Below are 24,752 nucleotides of genomic sequence, written 5' to 3' on the forward strand. Positions count from 1 at the left end.
ATAAACATTAAAAAAGGGCGGGACATTGTCCCGCCCTGCGTGAAAAAGAAAATATCAGGCGCTGTGCGCAAAGGCAACTGCCCGCAATGGCGTGGCGCCCTGATAGAGCCTGGCCTGTTGCAGCCCGACAAACAGGCGCTCGCCGCGCAGTGGCGCGGTCTGATCACCATCGAACACCAGCGAGAAAGGTTCGCTCTGCCAGCCCGCAGGCTGCACGACCAACTGCCAGAAATGGCCACGCGGACTCACCTCAAGGACCTGTACCGGTAAAGGGGTTTCCAGGCTGCTTTTACGCGAAACATCAATTTCCCAGGGACGCAGGAACAGATCAACCGCGCCCTGATGGGCAGAGGTATAGCCTAACGGCCAGTGATGCGCCCCGACATGGAACTGGGAACCATGAACCTCACCATCAAAGCGGTTAACTTCGCCCAGGAATTCCAGCACGAAGCGCGTCGCCGGATCGCGCCAGACCTCATCCGGCGTGCCCACCTGCTCGATGCTGCCCTGACTCATCACCACGACGCGGTCGGCAACTTCCATTGCCTCTTCCTGATCGTGCGTGACAAACACGCTGGTGAATTTTAATTCTTCATGAAGCTGGCGTAACCAGCGGCGCAGCTCTTTACGCACCTGGGCATCCAGCGCACCAAAAGGCTCATCCAGCAGCAGAATTTGCGGCTCGACGGCCAGTGCTCTTGCCAGCGCCACGCGCTGCTTCTGACCACCCGAGAGCTGAGCCGGAAAGCGGTTTGCCAGATGCGACAACTGCACCATCTCCAGCAGACGTGTTACACGATTTTTGATTTCGGCACTGGATGGCCGCTCACGACGCGGCAGCACGGTCAGGCCAAAGGCAATGTTGTCAAACACGGTCATATGGCGGAACAGCGCATAGTGTTGAAAAACAAACCCGACTTTACGATCGCGGGCATGCAGGCGACTGACGTCATACTCATGAAAACGAATCTGGCCGCTGTTCTGATGCTCCAGCCCGGCGATAATACGCAGCAGGGTCGTTTTACCGGAACCGGACGGCCCCAGCAACGCCACCATCTGGCCCGACGGGATATCCAGTGAAATATCGTTCAGCACCGCTGTGCGACCAAAGGATTTGTTGATTTGTTTAATCTCAATGCTCATGATTTTCCTCCAGTTGCAGGCGTTTGTGCTGCTGCTCTAAGCGCCACTGCACAATGCTTTTCAAAAACAGGGTCAGGATGGCCATGACGGTCAGCAACGCGGCGGCAGTGAAGGCACCCACCGTGTTGTAATCCTGATGCAGTAATTCGACCTGAAGCGGCAAAGTGTAGGTTTCGCCGCGAATGGAGCCGGATACCACAGATACCGCACCGAACTCGCCAATGGCGCGGGCATTGGTCAGCACCACGCCGTACAGCATTGCCCAGCGAATATTCGGTAACGTCACACGGCGAAACATCTGCCAGCCCGACGCGCCCAACAGCACCGCAGCCTCATCTTCATGACTGCCCTGGCTCAGCATGACCGGCACCAGTTCGCGAACCACGAACGGACAGGTCACGAAGACGGTGACCAGCACCATACCCGGCCAGGTGAACATCACCTGAATATTGTGGGCATCCAGCCAGCCGCCTGCCGGACCGTTAATGCCCCAGAACAGCAGGTACATCAGGCCAGCCACAACCGGCGAGACCGCGAACGGAATATCAAACAGGGTTAACAACAGCTGGCGACCAGGAAACGTAAAGCGGGTGACCAGCCAGGCCAGCAAGGTGCCGAAGACCAGATTAACCGGCACGGTAATCAGCGCCACCAGTACGGTCAGCCAAATCGCGTGCAGCATATCGCTGTCGGTCAGGTTACGCAGAGTCAGGCCAAGCCCGCTGTGCAGCGCTTCCCAGAAGATGGAGACCATCGGCACCACCAGCAGCAGCACCGAGATCAGCACACCCGTGCCGATAAGCAGCCATTTACCCCAGTTTACGGGCTGGCGATCGGCATGATTGAGTTGCGAAATATCAGCCATCAGTGACCTCCCAGACGACGGCCAAAGCGGCTCTGTAAGGTATTAATGGCAAACAGCAGCAGCAACGACGCCGCCAGAATGACCGACGCGATGGCGCTGGCGGCCGGATAATCAAACTCCTGCAGACGGACAAAAATCATCAGTGAGGTCACTTCTGTTTTCCAGGCAATATTGCCCGCGATAAAGATCACCGCGCCAAACTCGCCCAGGCTGCGGGTAAACGACAGCGCAGTGCCCGCCAGCAACGCCGGAGCCACTTCCGGCAGCACAACGCGACGGAAACTTTGCCAGGGCGTTGCGCCCAGAGTCTGCGCCGCCTCTTCGTATTCCGGACCTAACTCTTCCAGCACCGGCTGCACCGTCCGGACAACAAACGGGATACTGGTGAAGGCCATCGCCAGCGCGATACCAATCCAGGTGTAGGAAATCTTCATGTCGAAATGAGCAAACCATTGACCGTACCAGCCGTTTACCGAAAACAGACCGGCCAGGGTTAACCCTGCGACGGCGGTTGGCAATGCAAAGGGCAAATCCATTAAACCATCCAGCAGCGTGCGACCCGGGAAGCGATAACGCGTTAAAACCCAGGCCATCAGCATGCCAAACAGGGCATTGAACAATGAGGCAACGCCGGCCGACAGCAGCGTCACTTTATAGGCTGCAATCAGTTGGGGATTGGTCACCACGTCCCAGTATTGCTGCAATGTCATCTGCGACAACTGCATGATAAGGGCACTGATGGGCAGCAGCAGAATCAGGCAGGTAAACAGCAGACTGGTGCCCAGGCTCAGGCCGAAACCGGGCAAAACACGTTTTTGGCTGGCTGCAAACATTATCCACGCCCCGCCGCTAACAGTTGATCCAGTTCACCGCCACTTTCGAAATGGGTTTTCATAACGTTATTCCAGCTACCAAATACGTCTTCAACCCGAAACAGCTGTGTGGCTGGAAAGCGATCTTTTTGCTGCTCCATCAGCTGCGGATTGTTCACGCGATAATAAAAGTCCGTAATGATTTTCTGTGCCTCGGGCGAATACAGCCAGGTCAGATAAGCCTTCGCCGCGTCGGCTGTTTTATTGTGTTCAACGTTTTTATCGACCCAGGCGACGGGGAACTCCGCCAGGATATCGGTTTTTGGCACCACGACTTCGTAATCCTCTTTGCCGTACTGATTACGAATGGTGTTGACCTCCGATTCGAAGCTGATCAGCACATCCCCTAAGCCGCGTTCAGCAAAGGTGGTGGTGGCGCCGCGTCCGCCTGTGTCGAAAACCTCGACGTTTTTCAGAAACTGTGTCATCCAGGCGCGCGTTTTTGCCTGGTCGCCGCCGTCCGCTTTCTCTGCGGCACCCCAGGCGGCAAGATAGGTATAACGCCCGTTACCCGAGGTCTTCGGATTCGGGAAAATCAGCTTCACGTCGTTACGGGTTAAATCGGACCAGTCATGAATCTGCTTAGGGTTACCCTTGCGAACCAGAAACGCCATGGTGGAATAAAACGGTGAACTGTGATTCGGCAGGCGCGTTTGCCAGTCGGCCGGGATGAGTTTGCCTTTGTCATGCAGCACCTGTACATCCGTCACCTGATTATAGGTCACCACATCGGCACGCAGCCCTTGCAGAATGGCCAGCGCCTGTTTAGAAGAACCCGCATGCGACATTTTGATGGTGAGTTTATCGTCCGGATGTTGCGCATCCCACTGGCTGACAAAAGGCGCGTTCAGGGCGACGAACAGTTCACGTGAAACGTCATAAGAGCTGTTTAACAGCTCTGTGGCGTGCGCGGCGCCAGCAAGGCCCAGCGACAGCGCGATTCCGCTCACGATTTTTTTCATCGCTTTGAAGGTCATGGTTCACCCTGAAGAAATTTGATGCAGATCTCATCCGCAGATACAGCAGTTTATTTATAACTCAGCGTAAACCCGTAACGGTTTTATATATCGTTTATTGATTTCAAAGTCGAAAAAGGCATAAGGCGGCGGGAAAAGAATGCGCAAAAACAGAATTGGGTTGGCAGGGCGCACTGAACGCCCTGCGGGAGGCAAAAATTACGTGGCTTAACGCTGCCAGACGAACTTGCTGAGTTTCCAGCTTTTCAGCGTGTCATCGGCGGGCAGTAATCCTTCCGGACCGTGCCAGGTCCCGCTGTAAACGTAGCGCAGATGCGGGCTGCCAGGCACACGGCATTCGACGTCATGATTGTCTAACCCGGCAGCCACAATGCAGTTATTAAAGGCTTTGTCATATCTGGCGCTAAACGCATCGCCAATTTTGCTGCCGTCGGCACTGGCAATGTCGTTGTCCGTCACCTCAATGCGGTCAACCTGTGACTGACCATAAATGACCAGCTTAACCTGACCGTTCTTCATCGCCTGCCAGAAGGACACCACCTGACCGTTCTGGCCACGCATGCCCTGACGCAGATCGTAGTTGCCCTTAAGCCCGTCTTTGATGGCCGATTCGTTCATCGCCGTGGCACTGTTGATCCCACCAACGCCCTGATCGCTGATCGTCAGTGAAGGACCAAACCAGTTCCATGGCAGCGCAGAAGACCAGTGGTAACTCAATGGATTCCACCAGCGTACCTGCTGGCTGCTGTTGGCGTCAGGGCCGGAGGAACTGGCACACCCACTGACCAGCATGGCCACCGTCAGTATCGTGTAACGAACAGCTTTCATGAAAACTCCTGTTAATAAATAGATCTGGGCAAAACGGATTGGAGTCGCAAAGCGGCAAAAAGTTTATTCGGGATCGTGTGGCGGCAAAAAGCAGGCGCGAAGCCGGACACTGATCAGTAACCACAGCAGTGCCAGCAGATCAAACAGCGTAAACAGCAGCGGCAACGGTGAGCTGAGCAGATCGGTCTGGACGAGTTGTACGCTCTGCCAGAGCAAATTCGCCCCTAACGATACCACCAGCACCAGGCGCCAGCTGCGCCACACTCGGGGTAAACGCGACCGGTAGCCCGTGAGCAACAGCCCCGACAGCGCTGGCAGACCCAACACCAGTCCTGACCAGAACGCCTGGCGATCCGGATAGAAAAGGGCCAGAAGATCGTTTCCCTGCTGGCGTGACGCGCCAGCCATCACCAGGAGCCACCAGGTGCGCGACTGCAATAGCAGAATCAGCCAGAAAAGAAACGGCAGGCGCAGTTGCCCTTTGTCGTCGTACTCCTCAGGCGGCCAGACCGAATTAATATTCACGATCTTCGATTAAACGTTTGCCCAGCAACACCACATCGACCGTTTCATAATCCAGCTTTTCATAGAAGGCAACGACCTGGTCGTTCTCTTCCCGCACCATCAGGTGAATTTTAGGGCAACCGCGCGCAATGAGTTTTTTCTCCAGGCGATTCATCAGGGCATTGGCAAAGCCGCGGCCCTGATAATCCGGATGCACCGCCAGATAGTAAGCCGCGCCACGGTGACCATCGTAACCGCCCATTACGGTACCGACGACTTCGCCCCCGACTTCCGCCACCAGAAACAGGTCGGCGTCATGATGCATTTTGCGTTCGATGTCCAGCTCCGGATCGTTCCATGGCCGTAACAAATCGCAGCGTTCCCAGAGCGTGATCACTTCTTCAAAATCTTCCTGGCGGAAGGTGCGGATTTCCATCTTCTGTACCTGCAGTTCACCTCAATTTGCTGATTATCACGCTTTCTTCGGCGGGTGCAACCCTGACTGCTGACGGCAACGTTAAAAAAAAAGAAATTGCCGGTTACCAGGCTGAAAAACAAAGTAATAACCTGAAATGGTTGAAAGATCGCACCGGGCATAATGTTACGCTATAACACGGTGCATTATGATTGCTCAGGGACATGCACATGCACTTACTCAAACGTTTAATTCATCGTCGCCAGCTGCTGCTGTCCGGGCTGGCGCTCGCCATATTGTCCCCGCGCGCGGTGCAGGCGAAGGAACAGCAGGCTTCGCTCTCTAACCGACCCTCGTCGCCCAGGCCGCGGGTTAACAACGGCAAGCGCATCGTGATGCTCGATCCGGGCCACGGCGGTATCGATTCGGGTGCGGTCGGCGAAGAGGGTTCCGAAGAAAAACACATTGTTTTAGACATCGCCAGTAATGTGCGCAGTCTGCTGCAGTCACATCCGCGTATCGAGGTCCGCCTGACGCGTGACAGCGACCATTTCATTCCGCTCTACCAGCGAGTGGAGATTGCGCATCAGCACGGTGCGAACCTGTTTATGTCAATCCATGCGGATGGCTATACCAGCCCGGATGCCAGCGGTGCCTCTGTGTTCGCGTTATCCAATCGGGGTGCCAGCAGCAGCATGGCGCGTTACCTGTCGAAACGTGAAAATGACGCGGACAAGGTCGGCGGAGCCAACGTGGAACAGCAGGACCAGTATTTACAGCAGATTCTGTTTGATCTGGTGCAAACGGACACCATCAGAAACAGCCTGACCCTGGGCAAACACGTTCTGGACCAGATTCGCCCGGTGCATCACCTTCACAGTCAGCATACCGAACAGGCCGCCTTTGCCGTGCTGAAGTCGCCGTCCATTCCCTCGGTGCTGGTGGAAACGTCTTTTATTACCAATCCGCGCGAAGAGCAGTTGCTGGGCACGACCGCCTTTCGGCAGAAGATTGCCTCGGCTATCGCCACAGGTATCATTAACTACTTTGATGAGTATGATCGTCGAATGTCATAGTAGATCAGCTATAATCACGGCCAATTTTTACTAAGAGAAGCCTATCCCATGCCTGATATCTCCCGCGTAAAAACGTTCCTGCTGGATTTGCAGGATGAGATTTGTCGCAAGCTGACTGCCGAAGACGGTGGCGCGCAGTTCACTGAAGACCGCTGGGAACGCCCCGGCGGTGGCGGTGGACGAAGCCGTGTGCTGCGTAATGGTGCCGTGTTTGAACAGGCTGGCGTGAATTTCTCCCACGTTCATGGCGACCAGATGCCCGCCTCCGCGACGGCACATCGTCCTGAGCTGGCCGGATGCAGTTTCGAAGCCATGGGCGTTTCGCTGGTTATCCATCCCAACAACCCGTATGTACCGACCAGTCATGCGAATGTGCGCTTTTTCATTGCCGAAAAACCCGGTGCCGAGCCGATCTGGTGGTTTGGCGGCGGCTTTGATATGACGCCGTTTTACGGGTTTGAAGAAGATGCGCTGCACTGGCATCAGACCGCCTTCGATATCTGCCAGCCTTTTGGCGAGGATGTCTATCCCCGGTTTAAAAAGTGGTGCGACGACTATTTCTATCTGAAACACCGCGACGAGCAACGCGGTATTGGTGGGCTGTTTTTTGACGATATCCACGAGCCGGGCTTTGAACAAAGTTTTGCCCTTATTCAGGCCGTCGGCCGGGGCTTTCTGGACGCTTACCAGCCGATTGTGGCGCGCCGCAAGCACATGCCTTATGGCGACCGCGAACGGCAGTTCCAGCTTTACCGCCGGGGTCGCTATGTAGAGTTCAATCTGGTGTGGGATCGGGGCACGCTGTTTGGCCTGCAAACCGGAGGCAGAACGGAATCCATTTTGATGTCCCTGCCGCCCATGGTGCGCTGGGAATATAACTATCATCCTGAACCTGACTCACCCGAGGCCGCGCTCTACCGTGACTTCCTGCCGGTGAAAAACTGGCTCAACCTGCCTGAGTAATCCACGTTGCCGGCTCAGGAACGTGCCGGGGCGGCAACCCGGGTCGCCGCCCCGGTTGACTACAGCGGCTGCGTCTGCGCTTCCACCACCGCCAGCGCCACCATATTGACGATCCGGCGCACGGACGCGATGCGCGTCAGCACGTGCACCGGCCGGGTCATGCCCATCAGCACCGGCCCGACCGTTACGCCTTCCGAACAGGACACGCGCAGCAGATTGTAGCTGATGCGCGCCGCTTCCACGTTGGGCATGATCAGCAGGTTTGCGCTGCCTTTCAGCGGGCTGTCGGGCATGATTTCCCGCCGGATGCTTTCCACCAGCGCCGCATCGCCGTGCATTTCCCCGTCGATTTCCAGCTCAGGCGCGCGCTGTTGCACCAGCGCCAGCACATCGCGCATTTTCTGCGCACCAGGCGCACTGGAGGTGCCAAAGCTGGAGTGCGACAGCAACGCCACGCGCGGCTCAATCCCAAAGCGACGGACGGTTTCCGCCGCCATTAACGTTATATCCGCCAGCTGTTCCGGTGTAGGATCGGCGTTGACGTAAGTATCCGCAATAAACGTGTTGCCATTCGGCAGTAACAGCGCATTCATGGCACCGGCCACCTTCACATCACTCCGCAGGCCCAGCACGCGCTCCACAATCTCGTAGTGCTCGTTATAATCGCCGATGGTGCCGCAGATCAGCGCATCGGCCTCACCACGGTAGACCATGATGGCACCGATGAGGGTCGGATTGCCAATAACGGCGCGTTGCGCCTGCTCGGGGGTGACACCGCGCCGCTTCATCATCTGGTAATACTCATTCCAGTACGCTTTAAAGCGGGGATCGGATTCGTTATTCACGATTTCAAAATCCTTTCCGGGCTCAATTTTGAGCCCCTGTTTTTCTAACCGCATGGCGATCACGTTGGGGCGACCTATCAGGATGGGTTTCGCCAGCCCCAGCGAGACCAGCTCCTGCGTAGCATGCAGCACCCGCACCTCTTCGCCCTCCGCCATCACCACCCGTTTCGGGGCTTTACGCGCCTGGGAAAAGATTGGCTTCATAAACAGGTTGGTCTTATACACAAACTCCGTAAGTTGCTCCCGGTAGGCATCAAAGTCAGCCACAGGCCGGGTTGCCACGCCGGACGCCATCGCCGCTTTCGCCACGGCAGGGGCTATCTGCACGATTAAACGTGGATCAAAGGGTTTGGGAATCAGATAGTCCGGTCCGAAGCGCAGGTCCTGATCGCTATAGGCCGAAGCCACTACGTCGCTTTGTTCCGCCTGTGCCAGTTCGGCAATGGCGTGTACGGCCGCCAGCTTCATCTCTTCATTGATGGCGGTGGCCCCCACATCCAGCGCGCCACGAAAGATAAACGGGAAGCAGAGCACGTTGTTCACCTGATTAGGAAAATCAGAACGTCCGGTGCAGATAATCGCATCCGGCCGTACGGCTTTCGCCAACGGCGGCAGAATTTCGGGATGGGGATTTGCCAGCGCCAGAATCAGCGGATCTTTCGCCATGCTTTTCACCATATCCTGCGTCAGGACATCCGGTCCGGAACAGCCCAGGAAAATATCTGCGCCCTGGATCACGTCGGCCAGCGTGCGCTTGCCGTGATCCTCCACGGCATAATCGGCTTTGGTGGCCGCCATATTGGGTTCGCGGTCACGGTAAATCAGCCCTTTCGAATCGCACACCCGAATATGGTCTTTCTGCAAGCCCAGCGCGACCAGCAGGTTCATACAGGCAATGGCCGATGCGCCCGCGCCTGACACCACCAGCCGTACATCAGCGATAGCCTTGTTGACGATGCGTAGTCCGTTCAGCACCGCCGCCGTACAGATGATGGCCGTGCCATGCTGGTCATCGTGAAACACCGGAATTTTCATGCGCTGCCGCAGTTGCTGTTCGATATAAAAACACTCGGGCGCTTTGATATCTTCAAGATTGATTCCGCCAAACGTGGGTTCCAGCGCGGCAATCACCTCGATCAGCTTATCGGGATCCTGTTCGTCGACCTCAATATCAAAAACGTCAATGCCCGCGAATTTCTTAAACAGAACGCCCTTGCCTTCCATCACCGGTTTCCCGGCCAGTGCGCCGATGTTCCCCAGCCCCAGTACCGCCGTACCGTTTGAAATCACCGCCACCAGATTGCCGCGCGCGGTGTACTTGTGCGCCGCCAGCGGATCGGCGGCGATTTCTAAACAGGGCGCCGCCACGCCAGGAGAATAGGCCAGCGCCAAATCCCGCTGGGTGGCAAGAGGTTTGGTGGGGGAAACCTGAATTTTTCCGGGAGTGGGATACTGATGAAAATCAAGCGCACTTTGCTTCAGTTGGTCATCCATTTGACATCCTTCTTCGCCAGGTAAGTGGATGTTCAGTATAGAAAGCACACCATCACAAAGCGGTGAGGCGGTTCAAAGAACCTTCTTTCTTAACGCACAGATTGCCACAGTCTACCCTGCGTCATTTTTCATGGCTGCTATCCTTAATGGCTGGACAGTCGTTATCCGCAGAAATGTCATCTCGGGTGGTTGCGCGCAACCCTCATCGCACAACATTCAGAGAAAACGCATTTTCACTGCACCTGGTCTGTTGCAATGTGGTGAGTCGGCGTTACTACGACGGGTAATGTCTGCACTGATTAGGGCACGAGGCCAGAGGTGTTCCCTTTTGTTACAACGTATTTTTCAAGGAGTGTAGAAATGAACCAGCTTGAAGCCCTTAAACAGTTCACGACCGTGGTGGCTGACAGTGGCGATATTGAGTCCATCCGTAATTATCACCCACAAGATGCGACGACTAACCCTTCGCTTATTCTGAAAGCATCTGCTCTCCAGCCTTACAAACATCTGATTGATGACGCCATCGACTACGCGAAAAAACAGGGTGGCAGCAAAGAAACGCAGATTATTAACGCCAGCGATAAAGTGGCCATTAACCTCGGTATGGAAATTCTGAAAAGCATACCAGGCCGTGTTTCGACCGAAGTGGATGCGCGCCTCTCCTTCGATCGTGGCATGTGCGTCACGAAAGCAGAAAAGCTGGTCCGCATGTATGAAGAGCACGGCATTGATCGCTCTCGCATCCTGATCAAACTGGCCTCCACATGGGAAGGCATTAAAGCCGCAGAAGAGCTGGAAAAGAATGGTATCCAGTGCAACCTGACGCTGCTGTTCTCCTTTGCCCAGGCGCGCGCCTGCGCCGAAGCCGGGGTTTATCTGATTTCGCCGTTTGTCGGCCGTATCTATGACTGGTACAACAGCCGCAAGCCCATGGACCCGTATAACGTCGACGAAGATCCGGGCGTGAAATCGGTGCGCCGTATTTACGATTATTATAAGAAGCATCGCTATGACACCATCATTATGGGTGCCAGCTTCCGTAAGGTCGAACAGGTACTGGCGCTGGCCGGGTGTGATCGGCTGACGCTGTCACCTAACCTGCTGGAGGAGTTGCAGAACAGCGAGGCGCCCGTAGAGCGTAAGCTTGAGCCTTCCACTGAATGTTTCCATCAGCCGTCGCCGCTGTCCGAAGCGGAGTTCCGCTGGGAACATAATCAGGACCCTATGGCGGTCGAAAAACTGGCAGACGGTATTCGCCAGTTCGCCGTTGACCAGCAAAAACTGGAAGATGTGCTGGCGGCGCGCCTGTAGTTTTTCCCCTCTTTTACCGGGCGGGCTCACTCCCGCCCTGATGCTTAACAAGGGAGACCCTTTATGTCCTCACGCAGAGAGTTGGCGAATGCGATTCGCGCATTAAGTATGGATGCGGTACAAAAAGCAAAATCCGGTCATCCTGGTGCGCCAATGGGCATGGCAGATATCGCCGAAGTGCTGTGGCGCGATTTCCTCAAGCATAATCCGACCAACCCCGCCTGGCTGGATCGCGACCGCTTTATCCTGTCTAACGGTCACGGCTCAATGCTGCTTTACAGTTTGCTGCACCTGACCGGGTACGATTTACCGATTGAAGAGCTGAAAAACTTCCGCCAGCTGCACTCCAAAACACCGGGCCACCCGGAAATTGGCTACACGCCGGGCGTGGAAACCACGACCGGCCCGCTGGGTCAGGGTCTGGCAAACGCCGTGGGTCTGGCCATTGCGGAACGGACGCTGGCTGCGCAGTTTAACCGTCCACAACACGATATCGTTGACCACTTCACCTATGTGTTTATGGGCGACGGCTGTCTGATGGAGGGGATTTCCCACGAAGTCTGCTCACTGGCCGGAACGCTTGGTCTGGGCAAACTGATCGGCTTCTATGACCACAACGGCATTTCCATCGACGGAGAGACCGAAGGCTGGTTTACGGATGACACGCACAAACGTTTCGAAGCCTATAACTGGCACGTGGTCGGTGAAATTGATGGTCACGATGCCGAGGCCGTTAAAGCTGCAATTAAAGAAGCGCAAAGCGTCACCGATAAGCCGTCACTGATTATCTGCCGCACGGTTATTGGCTTTGGTTCACCGAATAAAGCCGGTAAAGAAGAGGCACACGGGGCCGCGCTGGGTGAAGAAGAAGTCGCCCTGACGCGCAAGCAACTGGGCTGGAATTATCCGGCGTTTGAGATTCCGCAAGAGATTTACCAGCAGTGGGATGCCAAAGAAGCTGGCGCGGCGCGCGAAAAAGCCTGGAACGATAAGTTTGCCGCGTATCAGCAGGCTTATCCTGAACTGGCCGCAGAATATACGCGGCGTATGAACGGCGAAATGCCCGCAAACTGGGAAGCGGAAACTGCCCGATTTATTGCCGATCTGCAGGCGAATCCGCAAAAAATCGCCAGCCGCAAGGCCTCGCAAAATTCACTGGAAGCCTACGGCAAAATGCTGCCTGAATTCCTGGGCGGCTCTGCCGACCTCGCCCCCAGTAACCTCACCATATGGTCAGGTTCGAAATCCATCAAAGAGGATCCGGCCGGGAACTATATCCACTACGGTGTGCGTGAATTTGGTATGACGGCCATTGGTAACGGTATTGCCCACCACGGCGGTTTTGTGCCCTATACCGCGACCTTCCTGATGTTCGTCGAGTACGCCCGTAATGCCGCGCGCATGGCGGCCCTGATGAAGGCCCGCCAGATTCTGGTTTATACCCATGACTCAATCGGTCTGGGTGAAGATGGTCCAACCCACCAGCCGGTAGAGCAGATTGCCAGCCTGCGCGTTACGCCGAATATGAGCGTCTGGCGTCCGTGCGACCAGGTGGAAACCGCTGTGGCCTGGCAGGCTGCGATTGAGCGTCATCATGGACCTACCGCCCTGATCCTGTCGCGTCAGAATCTGGCACAGCCAGAGCGTACGGCGGAACAGGTGGCGAATATCAAACGCGGCGGTTACGTCCTGAAAGACTGTGAGGGCACGCCAGACGTCATTCTGATTGCCACCGGCTCTGAAGTGGAGATCACGCTGGGTGCAGCAACGAAGCTGACGACCGGCGGCCATAAGGTGCGGGTCGTTTCACTGCCTTCAACGGATCTGTTCGACGCGCAGGATGCGGCTTATCGCGAATCCGTGCTGCCTTCCGCTGTGAAAGCACGCGTGGCCGTGGAAGCAGGCATAGCGGATTACTGGTATAAATATGTCGGGCTGGACGGTGCCATTGTCGGGATGACTACGTTCGGTGAATCTGCGCCAGCAGAAAAGCTGTTCGCGGAGTTTGGCTTCACGATAGAAAACATCGTCAGCCATGCCGAAGCCCTGCTGAAACCGGCATAATCCTCGCACTCACGCGATCCGGCTTCCTCAGCCGGACCGCGGTTTTGCTCTCAGCACGCCAGCCTGACGCTGGCGTGCTGCTCTCTGAAAACCCACCTTCTTCGGTAACCACGTTTTTCGCCGTACCCCTGCATGCTGTGGTTAATCCTGCCGCCTTGCTGACCTTAACAACCGTTACTTTAAAAAGTGGCTCAGCAGCAGCAAAGAGAGCGAAACGTTGATGGCTCCGCCGATACGCGTCGCGATCTGAGCAAACGGCATCAGGCCCATGCGGTTACCGGCGGTGAGAATGGCTACATCGCCCGTCCCGCCCTGCCCACTCTGGCAGCAGGAAACAATGGCGACATCAATAGGATGCATGCCAATCTTTTTCCCGACAAAGAAGCCCGTTGCGACCAGCGCACTGACCGTGCTGATAATGACCAGCAGATTGGTGAGCGTAAACGCGGTGACCAGCACATGCCACGGCGTAATGGCCACACCGACAGCGAACAGGACGGGATAGGTCACTGCGGTGCGGAAAAAGCGATAGACCACCTGAGAACCGGCCAGAATACGGGGCGAAACGCCATTGACCAGTTTCACCAGCACGGCCAGGAACAGCATCCCTACCGGCGCAGGCAGCCCTGTCAGCTTCTGCCCCAGCATCCCTACCATATAGAGCAGCACCGCAAGCAGCGCCCCGGAGGCAATGGCCGTTACGTCAACTTTACCGGAAAAAACGGACTGCAGCGGCTCGGGCTCAACGTTCGTGACATTCGGCATCAGCTGGCCTTCCCCGGTGAGGTGCGGATAACGTTTACCCAGTTGGTTCAGGCAGCCGGAAATAATAATGGCGGTCACGCCCCCCAGCATCACCATCGGCAGGATACGGCCCAGCGCCACGCCCTGATCCATATGGAGCAACGCCGCATAGCCGATGGAGAGCGGAATGGCCCCTTCGCCGACGCCACCCGCCATAATGGGCAGAATGATAAAAAAGAAAATCTGGAACGGCTCCAGCCCCAACGCTAATCCGACGCCCATGCCGACAATCATGCCCACGATTTCACCGCACAGCATGGGGAAAAAGATGCGCAGAAAGCCCTGAATCAGCACCGTACGGTTCATGCTCATGATGCTGCCGACGATGATGCAGCAAATATAGAGATAGAGAATATTGGTCGATTTATAGAACTGCGTTGTTGAGGTCACCACAATATCGGGAAGTAACCCGTAATAGACCAGCGCAGAGGGAATAAAGGTTGCGCAGATAGCTGCGGCGCCCAGACGGCCCACCACCGGCAGACGTTTACCAAATTCACCGCAGGCAAAACCAAAAAAGGCCAGCGTGGCGACCATGACGACGATATCGCTGGCCAGTTTCCCGCTCAGGCAGTCCAGTGCAATGAGCCCACCGGCCAGCACAAACAGAGGAAGAGGGATAATCCCGACTTTCCAGTTATCCATAATATGCCACCACTGCTCCTTCAGGGTTTTCCTGCGCGGTGAACGGGCCAGTGTATCAGACAGAAAAGAATTATCAGGTGAGCGCATTATTAACCTCTTTGCATCATCGTTTTTTTTCAGAATGCCGTTAAAAAAAGCGGAATTACGTGAAGGAGAAGGTATCTGGCATAAAGTTTTAATGGTGTTATTTCCAGAGCGTGATCCGCATCCTGGTAATCGTCGTGGTGTTTATGGTTTTTATTCCCCGCAGCCGTTGTTTGTCCTTTGCTGACGCTTCCCTGCCCTCTGAAAACGATTTAATCCCATTAATATCAAACAGATAAACGCATGTAGTGTCTATTGTTAAAAAGATGATACATTGAAGTTATTATTCCAAAATGCGCGTGACAGTCATGAAATTGTCATTTCAAACGAAGCTGTTTCTTTCGCTCGTTGTTTTTTCGTCTGTCCTGTTCGTGTTACTGGGAAGCTATTACTACGTCAGCATCACCCGGCAGCTTTATCAGGCGATGAGCATGCGCGCGAAGGTGCAGGCAGACGAAATCGCGCTGATTCCGGAACTGAGAAAAGCGGTGGCGGATCGGGATATCCCGGCCATTAATATGCTGATGCGGGCTATTGCCCGGAAAAGCGATGCCAGTTTTATGGTGATTGGCGATAACCGTGGCCTGCACCTTTTTCACTCGGTGACGGCGGACCGGGTTGGCAAACCCCTGGTCGGCGGAGACAACGCGGCAGTGCTGGCAGGGAAAAGTATCACCACCATCCGGACAGGCGGACTGGGAATCTCCCTGCGCAGCAAAGCGCCCATCCTGAACGATCGCGGGCAGGTGGTCGGTATCGTGTCCGTTGGTTATCTCGCCCGCTATCTGGATGCCATCACGTTCAGCAACATGATCAACCTGCTGATCGTGGCGGCCCTGGTGCTTATCGCCCTGTTTATTTTCTCCTGGTTTTTCACCTGCAATATTAAAAAACAGATTTTCTCGCTGGAACCGCGCGAGATCGGCCTGATGGTCCGTCAGCAAAACGCCATGATGGAATCGATCTATGAAGGCGTGATTGTCATCAATGAACACCTGCAGATCGAAGTGATCAACCAGGCCGCCCGAAAGCTGTTAGGCCTGTCACAGTCCGCCGAGGCGCTGCGAGGGCAGTCTGTCAGCCAGATCATTTCGCCCGTCCCCTTTTTATCGCAGCCCGTGATGCTGGAGAAAGATACCCACGATGAGATTAGTCAGTTTAATGCGCTTACCGTCATCGCCAGCCGGGTACGTATCATGCTGGAGGACGCGCTGATGGGCTGGGTCATCTCCTTCCGCGATTTTAACGACATCGACTCCCTTAGCGCCCAGCTCAGCCAGGTGAAACGTTATGTCGATAATCTGCGCATTATGCGGCATGAGCAGCTTAATCGTATGAACACGCTTTCCGGGCTGTTGCACATGGGGCGTTTTGAAGACGCGATTGACTACATTGAGGCGCAGTCAGAACACGAGCAGGAGTGGCTGGACTTTGTCTCCGCACGCTTCAGCTCGCCACTGCTGTGCGGCTTGTTACTGGGCAAAGCGGCACGCGCCAGAGAAAAAGGCGTTATCCTCCACTTTGATCCCGCATGTCTGATAGACAAGCCCTTTCCCCCACTGTCAGAGGCTGAACTGATCTCGGTCATTGGCAATTTGCTGGACAACGCGATTGAAGCCACGCAACGCGCCCCGATGCCTCATGAACCTGTTGAAGTGCTGATTAAGCTCAGCGCCCGTGAGCTGATCATCGAAGTGGCGGATCACGGCGTGGGCATTGCACCTGCCATCCGCGAACACATATTTGAACGTGGCGTCACCACGAAAACCCGGGGCGATCACGGCATCGGGCTGTATTTAACAGAAAGCTATATTACCCGCACAGGGGGAACCATTGAGGTCAGCGACAATGTGCCTCGTGGCGCCATTTTTTCGCTGTTTATCCCCTGCGCGCAAACCCACCGCTGTCCCGTAACGGAAACGGAGAAGGTCCGCGATGCAACATGAGCCTGTGACTGTCCTGATTGTGGAAGATGAGCCTGAACTGGCTCAGCTTCATGCCGAACTGATTGGTAAACACCCTGAACTCAGGCTGATCGGTATCGCCGGGTCACTGGCAGAAGCCAGACAGCAGCTTGCCATCAGTGCGCCACAGCTGCTATTGCTGGATAATTATCTGCCCGATGGCAAAGGCATCACCCTGATTGGCGATCCGTTGCTGGCCCACGCAAACTGTTCCATTATTTTTATTACGGCGGCCAGTGATATGGATACCTGTAGCCAGGCCATCCGCAACGGTGCCTTCGATTACGTCCTTAAACCTGTGTCCTGGAAACGGCTTAACCGCTCGCTTGCCAACTTTATCGCTTTCGCAGACCAGCAGCGCACATGGAAGATTGTCGATCAGGAAAATGTCGATGTCCTTTATCAGCTACAGGCGAAGAAATACCCGCATGATAACGGCAGCAAAGGTATTGAGGAAACGACCCTCGCGCGGGTCCAGACACTTTTTACGCCAGCCACCACGCGGCTTTTTTCGGTTGATGAGGTGATGGCCGAAACCGGGCTCAGTAAAACAACCGCCCGTCGCTATCTGGAGCACTGCGTGGAAACCGGTTTTCTGACGGTAGAAATGCTGTATGGCAAAGTGGGCCATCCCAGGCGCATGTACAAACGGCCATGAACTGCGGCGCGCCACGCCGCCAGTGCAGCGGCTCGGTCCGGCGGCCTCTGCGGGGCAAAACATATCCCCCGCCCGCTGATGTCCATGGCCGCCATCGCCAGCTGACTGTAATCTGAAATAAAAAAAACTGTGCTTTGCTCTTCCCGTCATCCTTAAACTGATTACTATAGGTTTTCACCCGACTCCTATAGCGAAGCCCTCTCCGTTGAAAATGCGCACTCCTTATTTACTGGCTTTACTGGTTTCTTTGCTTCCCCTTAAAAGCACAGCGCAGGTTGCGCCCGATCCCTTACTGGCCTCCCAGATTGTCGATCGCTATGCAGAGCATATCTTTTATGCCAGTGGTGCCACCGGCATGGCCCTGGTGGCAATAGACGGTAATCAGCGCGTCTTTACCAGCTTTGGTGATACCCGGCCCGGCAACAATATTCGTCCGCAAAAGGATTCGTTAATTCGTATTGCCTCGCTCAGTAAATTAATGACCAGTGAGGTGATGGTAAAAATGGCCGAGCGCGGCGAGATTCGTCTGGACGATCCGCTGAGTAAGTATGCGCCTCCGGGAAAACGGGTCCCTGGTTTCGACGGTCAACCGATTCGGTTGATTAACCTCGCCACTCACACCAGTGGCCTGCCGCGCGAGCAGCCCGGCGGTAAGCCGCATCGTCCGGTTTTTGTCTGGCCTACGCAAAGTGAGCGCTGGAACTGGCTGAACACCGCCAGCCTGAAAGCGGCCCCCGGCACCAATGCGGCCTATTCCAACCTGGGTTACGATCTGTTGGGTGATGCGCTGTCACGTGCGGCGGGTAAACCCTATCCGGCCCTGTTTCAGCAGCTGATCACCCGCCCGCTGGGCATGAAGGACACCACGTTTACCCCGTCACCCGAACAGTGCGCCCGTTTAATGGTGGCGGAAAAAGGAGCCAGTCCGTGTAATAACACGCTGGCGGCTATCGGCAGCGGTGGCGTCTATTCAACGCCGGATGATATGGGACGCTGGATGCAGCAGTTTCTGAACTCCTCCGTGAATCGCCGCACGCCACAGATCGACCGCCTGCAGACATTAATCTACCGTCGCGATCAGCTTCACAAAGTGGATGGAATGGACGTGCCAGGTAAAGCCGACGCTCTCGGCATGGGTTGGGTTTATATGGGACCGTCAAAGGGGCGTCCGGGCATCATTCAGAAAACCGGCGGTGGCGGGGGTTTCATCACCTATATAGCGATGGTGCCGCAGAATAATGTGGGCGTTTTTGTGGTGGTGACCCGATCTCCTCTGACCCGCTTCACGCCAATGAGTGACGGTGTAAATAACCTGCTGGCGGAGTTGGTGGGCAATCAGACCGGTTCCCCCATGATGGTGCAGGCGATTCCTTAACGGCTGCCATCCGCAGAGGCTGACTGGCTTACCCAGAGCGTGGGCCAGTCATCGCTGCTGTGCCAGGCATCGCAGGTTGATTCTTCGGCATATTCCGCTAACACAAAGTGCTCACCGTTAAACTGCCAGCGGGACGCTGTACCGCAGTCGCCCAGTCCCCGCCCTTTACCAAAGGTGTAAAGCTGGCCGGTTGCCGCATCGTAATCCGCATTAATCAGCTCCAGCTGACGCTCTCCTCCCTCGGGCGGCGTAAAGGGTAAAGTCAGGCTGACACCGCGTGCCACATAGGGCGGCGCGCGCGTCACTTCAAACGCCCGATCGATCACGTTATACGCCCCCATCTCACAGCTCACCAGCAGCAAGGCTTTTTTGTCCGTCAGCGGCGAGACGCTGACTTCGCGTCGCAGTGGATCGAGCGAACAGGTGTCTGAATTAACCCGCCAGGTGCCGTAATCGATCAGGCCACTGGTTTCTTCCCGCGTCAGCGGTGCAGGCGCGGCCATGGGAGGTGGCAGTTGCGGAATCGCCGGAGCAGCAGGCACGCCGTTGCGTTCGCCCCGTCGAACCCAGGCGCTCATGCTATTCACCCGCCCCTGCACGTCGTCCATGTACAACAGGGCCGCTTTCATGCCACGCAATGAAACCTGTGGGCTGGCGCTGAACGTCAGCTGCAGATTTTTTGCATCCATGGTGAGTTCAAGAAATTCGTTAATGGCAATCGGGTTGCGGGTGGCAAGATGATGCGGCTCTACGTCCCAGTGCTTGAAATCAGGACGAAGACGACGCTGATCCACCAGCAGATTATCTTTGAGCGCCGGCCCCGGCAGCGCACCACTATAGGCACTGCCGTAATCAATACGTAACAGGGGCTGGTCATCCGCCCCGGCATGTCGCGACAGGGTCATCACCAAACCACGGTCACCCTGCGTGCTGCGCGCAACGCAAAAGGCCGCGTTATTGCAGGTTAACTGCCAGTCAGAAAACAGTTTCTGCACCGGATCAGCCTGGACGGCGGCAACCATGAATAAAGGCAACGCAAACAGCGATTTCATCCTGTACCACATTAAGAAAATCGAGCCCCAACTTCTCTGAGTGGAAGATGATAGCGCAATCGCGCACGTCACGACGTTCGCATTCTGTGAAGTGCCCAGCAAGCGCAGCTAACTGCCTAAAAAACATCCATTTTGCAACAGCCGTAGCGCCCTGTCGTGCGCAATGCGGTCATCATGCGTATTCGTCAGCGTTCTCTCAATCGGATTCGTCGGACTATCCGGACAGGCAAAGCGGTCAAATACACATAAACGGGCAAAAGCGGGCATGATAGAGTCGCCGCAGAATGCAGGATAAAATGTTCACAGCGGATCCTGAGACCGCTAAATAACCCTTATTTAGTGAGACAAATCACTAAACAATATTATTGCTTTCATTTCGTTTCATTAAAACCCAACACTGATCTCTTTATGCGCGTTGCAAAAACAGGTCCTGCGTACCCACGCTCAGGCCACATTTTTGCCGCGTGCCTTCCAGTACTTTATAGCCATCGGAGGCCATTATGTTGCCGATTGAACGCCAGCAGAGAATTATCGATGAATTAATGTGTAACGGACGGGTTATTGTCGCTGAACTCACCGCGTTATGTCGGGTTTCTCAGGAAACGATTCGCCGCGATTTAGCACAACTGGAAAAGAAAGGTATTTTACAGCGAAGCCATGGTGGTGCGGTTCCGGCTAAACGACACAGTGCAACGCTACAGGTTAATAATCGCGAGATTAATGAATCTGAATCGTCTTTTCGTCAACGCGTAAACGAACATGTTGACGCCAAAATGGCAATCGCGAAACGCGCGCTGGATTTTATTAGTGTGGGCGACTGCTTATTACTCGACAGTAGTACCACGTGTTTTTATCTGGCACGGCAATTACCGGATATTGAATTAACGGTATTAACCAATTCGTTACGCATTGTCCAGACGCTGGCAGCGCGCGGCAGTATTCGCACCATTTGTCTGGGCGGAGAATATTCAGATCGTTATGAAGATTTTCACGGCATTGTTACCGAGCAGCCGTTAAAAGAGTTTCAAATAAATAAGATCTTTTTTTCATGCAGCAGTCTGGGCAATGACGGTTATTTACGCGAAGGAAATGAACGTCATGCACATTTAAAACAACAGCTGATTCTGGCAGCAGAACGAAAACATTTATTACTGGATAGCTCTAAGTTTCTTCGGCCCTCATTCGCGCGTATTTGCCATTACCGTGATGTGGATTTTCTCATTACTGACCAGTTGAAAGATAAAGAGCTGGAACAGGAACTGGCCTGGAACGGCGTCAATATTATTGACTGCTCGCAGCGCCCCCAGTCTGTGCAGCTTATAAATAATTAAATGGAGCCTTTATGAAAAAACAGCTTATCGCCTGTTCGTTGTTCGCATTACTGGCTTTTCAGTCCCATGCGGCGGACAAAATACGCATGGGCATCGTGGTGAAAATCGGTGGTATTCCGTGGTTCAACGCTATGGAAGCCGGAATTAAAAGCGAAGCGGCCAAACGCGGCATTGACGCCTGGATGGTGGGGCCGACCGCAGCCGATCCTGCCCTGCAGGTGCGTGCCATTGAAGATTTGATTGCCCAGAAAGTGGACATTATCGGCGTCGTCCCCAACGATCCCAAAGTGCTTGAGCCCGTCTTGCAGCGCGCCCGTGAAGCCGGCATCAAAGTCATTACCCACGAATCGCCAGGCCAGAAGTTTGCAAACTGGGACTTTGAATTAGTGGATGCCGCAATGCACGGCATCAATCATATGAAAGCGCTGGCGCAATGTATGCATGACGAAGGGAAATACGCCATATACGTGGGGAGCCTGACGGTGCCGCTTCATCAGCAGTGGACCGATGCCGCGCTGGATTATCAAAAGCAGCACTATCCCAACATGCAGTTGGTTACGGACAAATTTGGCGTAGGCGAATCCCTGGACGAGTCCATCCGTACCACCAATGAACTGATGTCTAAGTATCCCGATCTGAAAGGCATTTTAGCCTTCGGTTCGCAGGGCCCTATTGGTGCCGGTCGCGCCGTTATGAACCGCAATAAAACCAATCAGGTCTGTGTCATTGGGGCGTTCAGTCCGGGTCAGGGCGCGCAACTGGTTAACCGCGGGGCGATCAAGGGCGGCTATATCTGGAATCCACATACCGCCGGTGAAGTGTTTATCCGTATTGCCGAGAAGGTGGAGAAGAACGAACCGATTACGGACGGTATGACGATTGACGGCCTGGGCAAGGTGAAAGTGGATCAGACAACGCACACCATTCTGGGCAACAACACGGAAAGTCTGGATAAAGCTAACCTGCCTAACCTGATCAAGCTGGGGCTGTAATGATGCAATCGGTCGCGCCGCAAAGGCTTATCACCCTGGAAAAACTGTCGAAGACCTTTGGGGGGAATCGTGCTCTGAGCGATATCTCGCTGACCTTGCTGGCGGGCGAAGTGCACTGCCTTGCCGGTACCAATGGTTGTGGCAAAAGTACGCTCATTAAAGTGATATCCGGCGTACATGCGCCGGATCGTGGCAGCGAAATTCGTTTAGGTGACGGAGACTGCTTGCCCCGTCTCTCGACTCAGCAGGCCAGAGACTTTGGTATTCAGGTCATCTATCAGGATCTGTCCCTGTTCCCGAACCTGAGCGTGGCCGAAAACATCGCATTTGAACACAATCTGCGCGGGTTATTTGGCTGGCATCAGCGCAAAACCCTGGTTGACAGTGCCCGGCGTATTGTTGAGGAACTGCAGTTTGACCTCAATCTTGACGACAGTGTCGCGCACCTTTCCATCGCTCAGCGACAACAGGTCGCCATTTGCCGCGCGCTGGTGGCGGATGCGCGGCTGGTGATCATGGATGAGCCCACCGCTTCCCTCACCCGTACCGAAGTCAATCAACTGCTGCGCACGGTACGCTATCTCAAACAGAAAAAGATTTGTGTGGTCTTTGTCAGCCATCGCCTGGACGAGGTGCTGGAAATATCAGATCGCGTAACCGTCATTCGCGATGGCCGCAAGGTTGGCTGCTGGCCGGCGCAGGCTATGACACCGCACCATCTCACCGAGCTGATGACCGGGCAAGAACTTGATTATCAGTTAAAAACCCCTACGCGCAACGGTGATCGGGTCATTCTGGAAGTGGAAAACCTGCACCGTGCAGGTCAGTACCACGATGTTAATTTTCGGCTGTACGAAGGTGAGGTGCTGGGGCTGTGTGGTCTGCTGGGATCGGGACGTACTGAGCTGGCTCTTTCCCTGTTCGGCATGACCCGGCCTGACCGCGGCAGGATCTGGCTGGACAGTAAACCCGTGCGCTTTCGCAGTCATGAAGATGCCATCAAAGCCGGGATTGGCTATGTATCTGAGGATCGCCTGACGCTGGGGCTGATTCAGCAACAATCGGTGGCCGACAATATGGTGCTGCCCATTCTTAACCAGCTGCAAAACCGCTTCCACCTGATTGATGAATACCGCAAGAACAAGCTGATTCTTCAGTGGATTCAGCAACTGGGCGTGCGCGTTGCCGATCCACAGCTAGCCATCTCAACGCTGTCCGGCGGCAATCAGCAAAAGATTGTGCTGGCGAAATGGGTCCTGACGCAGCCGCGCCTGCTCATCCTCGATTCGCCCACCGTCGGCGTGGATGTGGGGGCAAAAGCGAGTATTTATCAACTTATTCACGAACTGGCACGCGAAGGCCTGTCGATCATTTTGATTTCCGATGAAGTCACCGAGGTCTGGTACAACTGCGACCGCATTTTGCATTTCCGCGAGGGCACCATCCAGGCCGAATATCAACCAGGCCGCATAGCGCAACAGCAACTGGCGGAGGTGATCAATGCCTGATTTTTCCCGTTTACGTCCTCATTCCAGTCAGGGCTGGCTGACGTGGGTATTGTTGCTGTTCATTGTGATTTTCTCCTTCGCCAGCGACCAGTTTCTGACCGTGCAAAACCTGCTGGATCTGGCCGAGAGTTACGCGGTTACCGGCATTTTCGCCCTAGGACTGTTTGTCGTGCTGGTGACCGGCGGCATTGATATTTCCTTTGCGGCCGTCGCCTCTGTGGTGCAGTACCTGATCGCCTCGCTGTTTGTACATTACCAGTTTGCTAACGCGCCGCTGAGTATTGCACTGGCGATAGCCTGCGGCACGCTGTTTGGTGTCATTAACGCCTGGCTGATCACCTGGCTCCGGGTCGTCTCCATCATCATCACCATTAGTATGCAGTCGCTGCTGTTTGGCCTGCTGATGTGGGTGACCGGTGGACGCAGCCTGTATCAGCTTCCGGACTGGTGGATCACGCTGCGTAACGTGCTGCCGTTCGAATGGCAGGGACAAGTCTTTCAGCTCGGCCTGCCGCTGCTCATCCTGTTGCTCATTGCGGCGCTGACAGCGGTGCTCCTCAACAAAACACATTTAGGTCGTCAACTCTATGCCGTGGGCGGCGATGCGGAATCCGCACGGCGTATCGGGATTCGCGTTGGCCTGATCTCCCTCTTTGCCTATGGCTGGCTGGGGGCCATGGCCGCGATTGGCGGACTGGTTCAGGTCTACCGCATGGGTGAAGTCGTCCCCAACGCCCTGGTGGGCGGTGAGCTGGATGTGCTGGCGGCAACCGTACTGGGCGGAGCCAGTCTGATGGGCGGCAAGGGCACCGTCAGTGGCACCTTGATGGGGGTTTTCCTGATCGCGGTTCTGAAGAACGGACTCAACCTGATCGGCGTATCCAACTACTTCATGAACATCGTGGTCGGTACCGTCATCATGGCCGCCATTGCTGTCACCCACTTTAAGAAGCGCAAAGAAACTGACGTCAGCTTTGTCTGA

Annotated in this window: 21 protein-coding genes; 11 read left to right on the plus strand and 10 right to left on the minus strand. The window is 55.1% G+C overall.

The genetic code is table 11. The features are described 5' to 3' along the window. Nucleotides 1–54: 54 nt before the first annotated feature. From cysA to C1N64_RS17520, 7 genes are all read right to left on the minus strand, one after another. Nucleotides 55–1,143, minus strand: coding sequence for a sulfate/thiosulfate ABC transporter ATP-binding protein CysA (cysA, locus tag C1N64_RS17490; protein WP_205950625.1), 1,089 nt, complete (start codon nt 1,141–1,143; stop codon nt 55–57). Then, entirely contained in the window at nt 1,133–2,008 is an 876-nt protein-coding gene (gene cysW / locus C1N64_RS17495) for a sulfate/thiosulfate ABC transporter permease CysW (RefSeq protein WP_006117805.1), read from the minus strand. The genes cysA and cysW overlap by 11 nt, the downstream gene beginning before the upstream one ends. Further along, a complete protein-coding gene (gene cysT / locus C1N64_RS17500) occupies nt 2,008–2,841 on the minus strand; it encodes a sulfate/thiosulfate ABC transporter permease CysT (protein ID WP_394515036.1) in 834 nt (277 codons plus the stop codon). Before cysT ends, cysW begins: the two co-directional genes overlap by 1 nt. Next, complete coding sequence (locus tag C1N64_RS17505; RefSeq protein ID WP_054633371.1) at nt 2,841–3,857, minus strand: sulfate ABC transporter substrate-binding protein; 1,017 nt, start codon at nt 3,855–3,857, stop codon at nt 2,841–2,843. The genes cysT and C1N64_RS17505 overlap by 1 nt, the downstream gene beginning before the upstream one ends. 207 nt (nt 3,858–4,064) lie before the next feature. After that, nucleotides 4,065–4,685 (minus strand): RpoE-regulated lipoprotein, encoded by a 621-nt coding sequence (locus C1N64_RS17510; protein ID WP_054633370.1) that lies wholly within the window; start codon nt 4,683–4,685, stop codon nt 4,065–4,067. 63 nt (nt 4,686–4,748) lie between these two features. Continuing rightward, entirely contained in the window at nt 4,749–5,210 is a 462-nt protein-coding gene (locus C1N64_RS17515; RefSeq protein ID WP_033740808.1) for a DUF2919 domain-containing protein, read from the minus strand. After that, nucleotides 5,200–5,625: a GNAT family acetyltransferase gene (locus C1N64_RS17520; RefSeq protein ID WP_006117810.1), complete on the minus strand. Its 426-nt coding sequence runs from the start codon at nt 5,623–5,625 to the stop codon at nt 5,200–5,202. Before C1N64_RS17520 ends, C1N64_RS17515 begins: the two co-directional genes overlap by 11 nt. A 209-nt stretch (nt 5,626–5,834) precedes the next feature. On the opposite strand from C1N64_RS17520, the gene amiA reads away from it, so the two are divergent. After that, complete coding sequence (amiA, locus tag C1N64_RS17525) at nt 5,835–6,680, plus strand: N-acetylmuramoyl-L-alanine amidase AmiA (RefSeq protein ID WP_006117812.1); 846 nt, start codon at nt 5,835–5,837, stop codon at nt 6,678–6,680. 48 nt (nt 6,681–6,728) lie between these two features. After that, nucleotides 6,729–7,643: an oxygen-dependent coproporphyrinogen oxidase gene (gene hemF / locus C1N64_RS17530; protein ID WP_033740812.1), complete on the plus strand. Its 915-nt coding sequence runs from the start codon at nt 6,729–6,731 to the stop codon at nt 7,641–7,643. Between the two features lie 59 nt (nt 7,644–7,702). Here hemF and maeB read toward each other — a convergent pair whose 3' ends face one another. Beyond that, on the minus strand, nt 7,703–9,982 hold the full coding sequence (gene maeB, locus C1N64_RS17535; RefSeq protein ID WP_394515037.1) for an NADP-dependent oxaloacetate-decarboxylating malate dehydrogenase: 2,280 nt from the start codon (nt 9,980–9,982) through the stop codon (nt 7,703–7,705). Nucleotides 9,983–10,342: 360 nt separating this feature from the next. Here maeB and tal point away from each other — a divergent pair, with 360 nt between their 5' ends. Further along, nucleotides 10,343–11,293 carry a transaldolase gene (tal, locus tag C1N64_RS17540; RefSeq protein ID WP_033740815.1) on the plus strand — a complete coding sequence of 317 codons (951 nt, stop codon included), beginning with the start codon at nt 10,343–10,345 and terminating at the stop codon, nt 11,291–11,293. 63 nt (nt 11,294–11,356) lie between these two features. After that, complete coding sequence (gene tkt, locus C1N64_RS17545) at nt 11,357–13,357, plus strand: transketolase (protein WP_033740817.1); 2,001 nt, start codon at nt 11,357–11,359, stop codon at nt 13,355–13,357. 174 nt (nt 13,358–13,531) lie between these two features. Here tkt and C1N64_RS17550 read toward each other — a convergent pair whose 3' ends face one another. Next, nucleotides 13,532–14,893 carry a 2-hydroxycarboxylate transporter family protein gene (locus C1N64_RS17550; protein WP_367143790.1) on the minus strand — a complete coding sequence of 454 codons (1,362 nt, stop codon included), beginning with the start codon at nt 14,891–14,893 and terminating at the stop codon, nt 13,532–13,534. 305 nt (nt 14,894–15,198) lie between these two features. On the opposite strand from C1N64_RS17550, the gene C1N64_RS17555 reads away from it, so the two are divergent. The 3 genes from C1N64_RS17555 to ampH all read left to right on the plus strand — a co-directional run bounded on the left by C1N64_RS17555 (nt 15,199) and on the right by ampH (nt 18,887). Continuing rightward, nucleotides 15,199–16,836 (plus strand): ATP-binding protein, encoded by a 1,638-nt coding sequence (locus tag C1N64_RS17555; RefSeq protein ID WP_394515038.1) that lies wholly within the window; start codon nt 15,199–15,201, stop codon nt 16,834–16,836. Then, complete coding sequence (locus C1N64_RS17560; protein WP_185199114.1) at nt 16,826–17,512, plus strand: response regulator; 687 nt, start codon at nt 16,826–16,828, stop codon at nt 17,510–17,512. The genes C1N64_RS17555 and C1N64_RS17560 overlap by 11 nt, the downstream gene beginning before the upstream one ends. A 211-nt stretch (nt 17,513–17,723) precedes the next feature. After that, complete coding sequence (gene ampH / locus C1N64_RS17565; RefSeq protein WP_170317965.1) at nt 17,724–18,887, plus strand: D-alanyl-D-alanine-carboxypeptidase/endopeptidase AmpH; 1,164 nt, start codon at nt 17,724–17,726, stop codon at nt 18,885–18,887. Here the strand turns inward: ampH and C1N64_RS17570 are convergent. Further along, entirely contained in the window at nt 18,884–19,951 is a 1,068-nt protein-coding gene (locus C1N64_RS17570; RefSeq protein ID WP_033740825.1) for a DUF1176 domain-containing protein, read from the minus strand. The genes ampH and C1N64_RS17570 overlap by 4 nt on opposite strands. Before the next feature lie 488 nt (nt 19,952–20,439). On the opposite strand from C1N64_RS17570, the gene C1N64_RS17575 reads away from it, so the two are divergent. From C1N64_RS17575 to C1N64_RS17590, 4 genes are read left to right on the plus strand one after another with little or no spacing between them, the layout of a single operon-like run. After that, complete coding sequence (locus C1N64_RS17575) at nt 20,440–21,270, plus strand: DeoR/GlpR family DNA-binding transcription regulator (protein ID WP_006118387.1); 831 nt, start codon at nt 20,440–20,442, stop codon at nt 21,268–21,270. Between the two features lie 11 nt (nt 21,271–21,281). Continuing rightward, nucleotides 21,282–22,262, plus strand: coding sequence for a substrate-binding domain-containing protein (locus C1N64_RS17580; RefSeq protein WP_394515039.1), 981 nt, complete (start codon nt 21,282–21,284; stop codon nt 22,260–22,262). Between the two features lie 2 nt (nt 22,263–22,264). Then, nucleotides 22,265–23,770 (plus strand): sugar ABC transporter ATP-binding protein, encoded by a 1,506-nt coding sequence (locus tag C1N64_RS17585; RefSeq protein WP_394515514.1) that lies wholly within the window; start codon nt 22,265–22,267, stop codon nt 23,768–23,770. Next, on the plus strand, nt 23,763–24,752 hold the full coding sequence (locus C1N64_RS17590) for an ABC transporter permease (RefSeq protein WP_164482391.1): 990 nt from the start codon (nt 23,763–23,765) through the stop codon (nt 24,750–24,752). The genes C1N64_RS17585 and C1N64_RS17590 overlap by 8 nt, the downstream gene beginning before the upstream one ends.

The sequence above is a fragment of the Pantoea sp. SGAir0215 genome (genome assembly GCF_043543215.1).

Coding starts and splice junctions, on each gene's coding strand:
- maeB (WP_394515037.1), bottom strand. CDS start 9,982: ATGGATGACCAACTGAAGCAAAGTGCGCTTGATTTTCATCAGTATCCC.
- C1N64_RS17590 (WP_164482391.1), top strand. CDS start 23,763: ATGCCTGATTTTTCCCGTTTACGTCCTCATTCCAGTCAGGGCTGGCTG.
- C1N64_RS17560 (WP_185199114.1), top strand. CDS start 16,826: ATGCAACATGAGCCTGTGACTGTCCTGATTGTGGAAGATGAGCCTGAA.
- amiA (WP_006117812.1), top strand. CDS start 5,835: ATGCACTTACTCAAACGTTTAATTCATCGTCGCCAGCTGCTGCTGTCC.
- C1N64_RS17555 (WP_394515038.1), top strand. CDS start 15,199: ATGAAATTGTCATTTCAAACGAAGCTGTTTCTTTCGCTCGTTGTTTTT.
- C1N64_RS17510 (WP_054633370.1), bottom strand. CDS start 4,685: ATGAAAGCTGTTCGTTACACGATACTGACGGTGGCCATGCTGGTCAGT.
- cysA (WP_205950625.1), bottom strand. CDS start 1,143: ATGAGCATTGAGATTAAACAAATCAACAAATCCTTTGGTCGCACAGCG.
- hemF (WP_033740812.1), top strand. CDS start 6,729: ATGCCTGATATCTCCCGCGTAAAAACGTTCCTGCTGGATTTGCAGGAT.
- cysT (WP_394515036.1), bottom strand. CDS start 2,841: ATGTTTGCAGCCAGCCAAAAACGTGTTTTGCCCGGTTTCGGCCTGAGC.
- C1N64_RS17520 (WP_006117810.1), bottom strand. CDS start 5,625: ATGGAAATCCGCACCTTCCGCCAGGAAGATTTTGAAGAAGTGATCACG.
- cysW (WP_006117805.1), bottom strand. CDS start 2,008: ATGGCTGATATTTCGCAACTCAATCATGCCGATCGCCAGCCCGTAAAC.
- C1N64_RS17505 (WP_054633371.1), bottom strand. CDS start 3,857: ATGACCTTCAAAGCGATGAAAAAAATCGTGAGCGGAATCGCGCTGTCG.
- ampH (WP_170317965.1), top strand. CDS start 17,724: ATGCGCACTCCTTATTTACTGGCTTTACTGGTTTCTTTGCTTCCCCTT.
- tal (WP_033740815.1), top strand. CDS start 10,343: ATGAACCAGCTTGAAGCCCTTAAACAGTTCACGACCGTGGTGGCTGAC.
- C1N64_RS17570 (WP_033740825.1), bottom strand. CDS start 19,951: ATGTGGTACAGGATGAAATCGCTGTTTGCGTTGCCTTTATTCATGGTT.
- C1N64_RS17550 (WP_367143790.1), bottom strand. CDS start 14,893: ATGCGCTCACCTGATAATTCTTTTCTGTCTGATACACTGGCCCGTTCA.
- C1N64_RS17575 (WP_006118387.1), top strand. CDS start 20,440: ATGTTGCCGATTGAACGCCAGCAGAGAATTATCGATGAATTAATGTGT.
- C1N64_RS17580 (WP_394515039.1), top strand. CDS start 21,282: ATGAAAAAACAGCTTATCGCCTGTTCGTTGTTCGCATTACTGGCTTTT.
- tkt (WP_033740817.1), top strand. CDS start 11,357: ATGTCCTCACGCAGAGAGTTGGCGAATGCGATTCGCGCATTAAGTATG.
- C1N64_RS17585 (WP_394515514.1), top strand. CDS start 22,265: ATGCAATCGGTCGCGCCGCAAAGGCTTATCACCCTGGAAAAACTGTCG.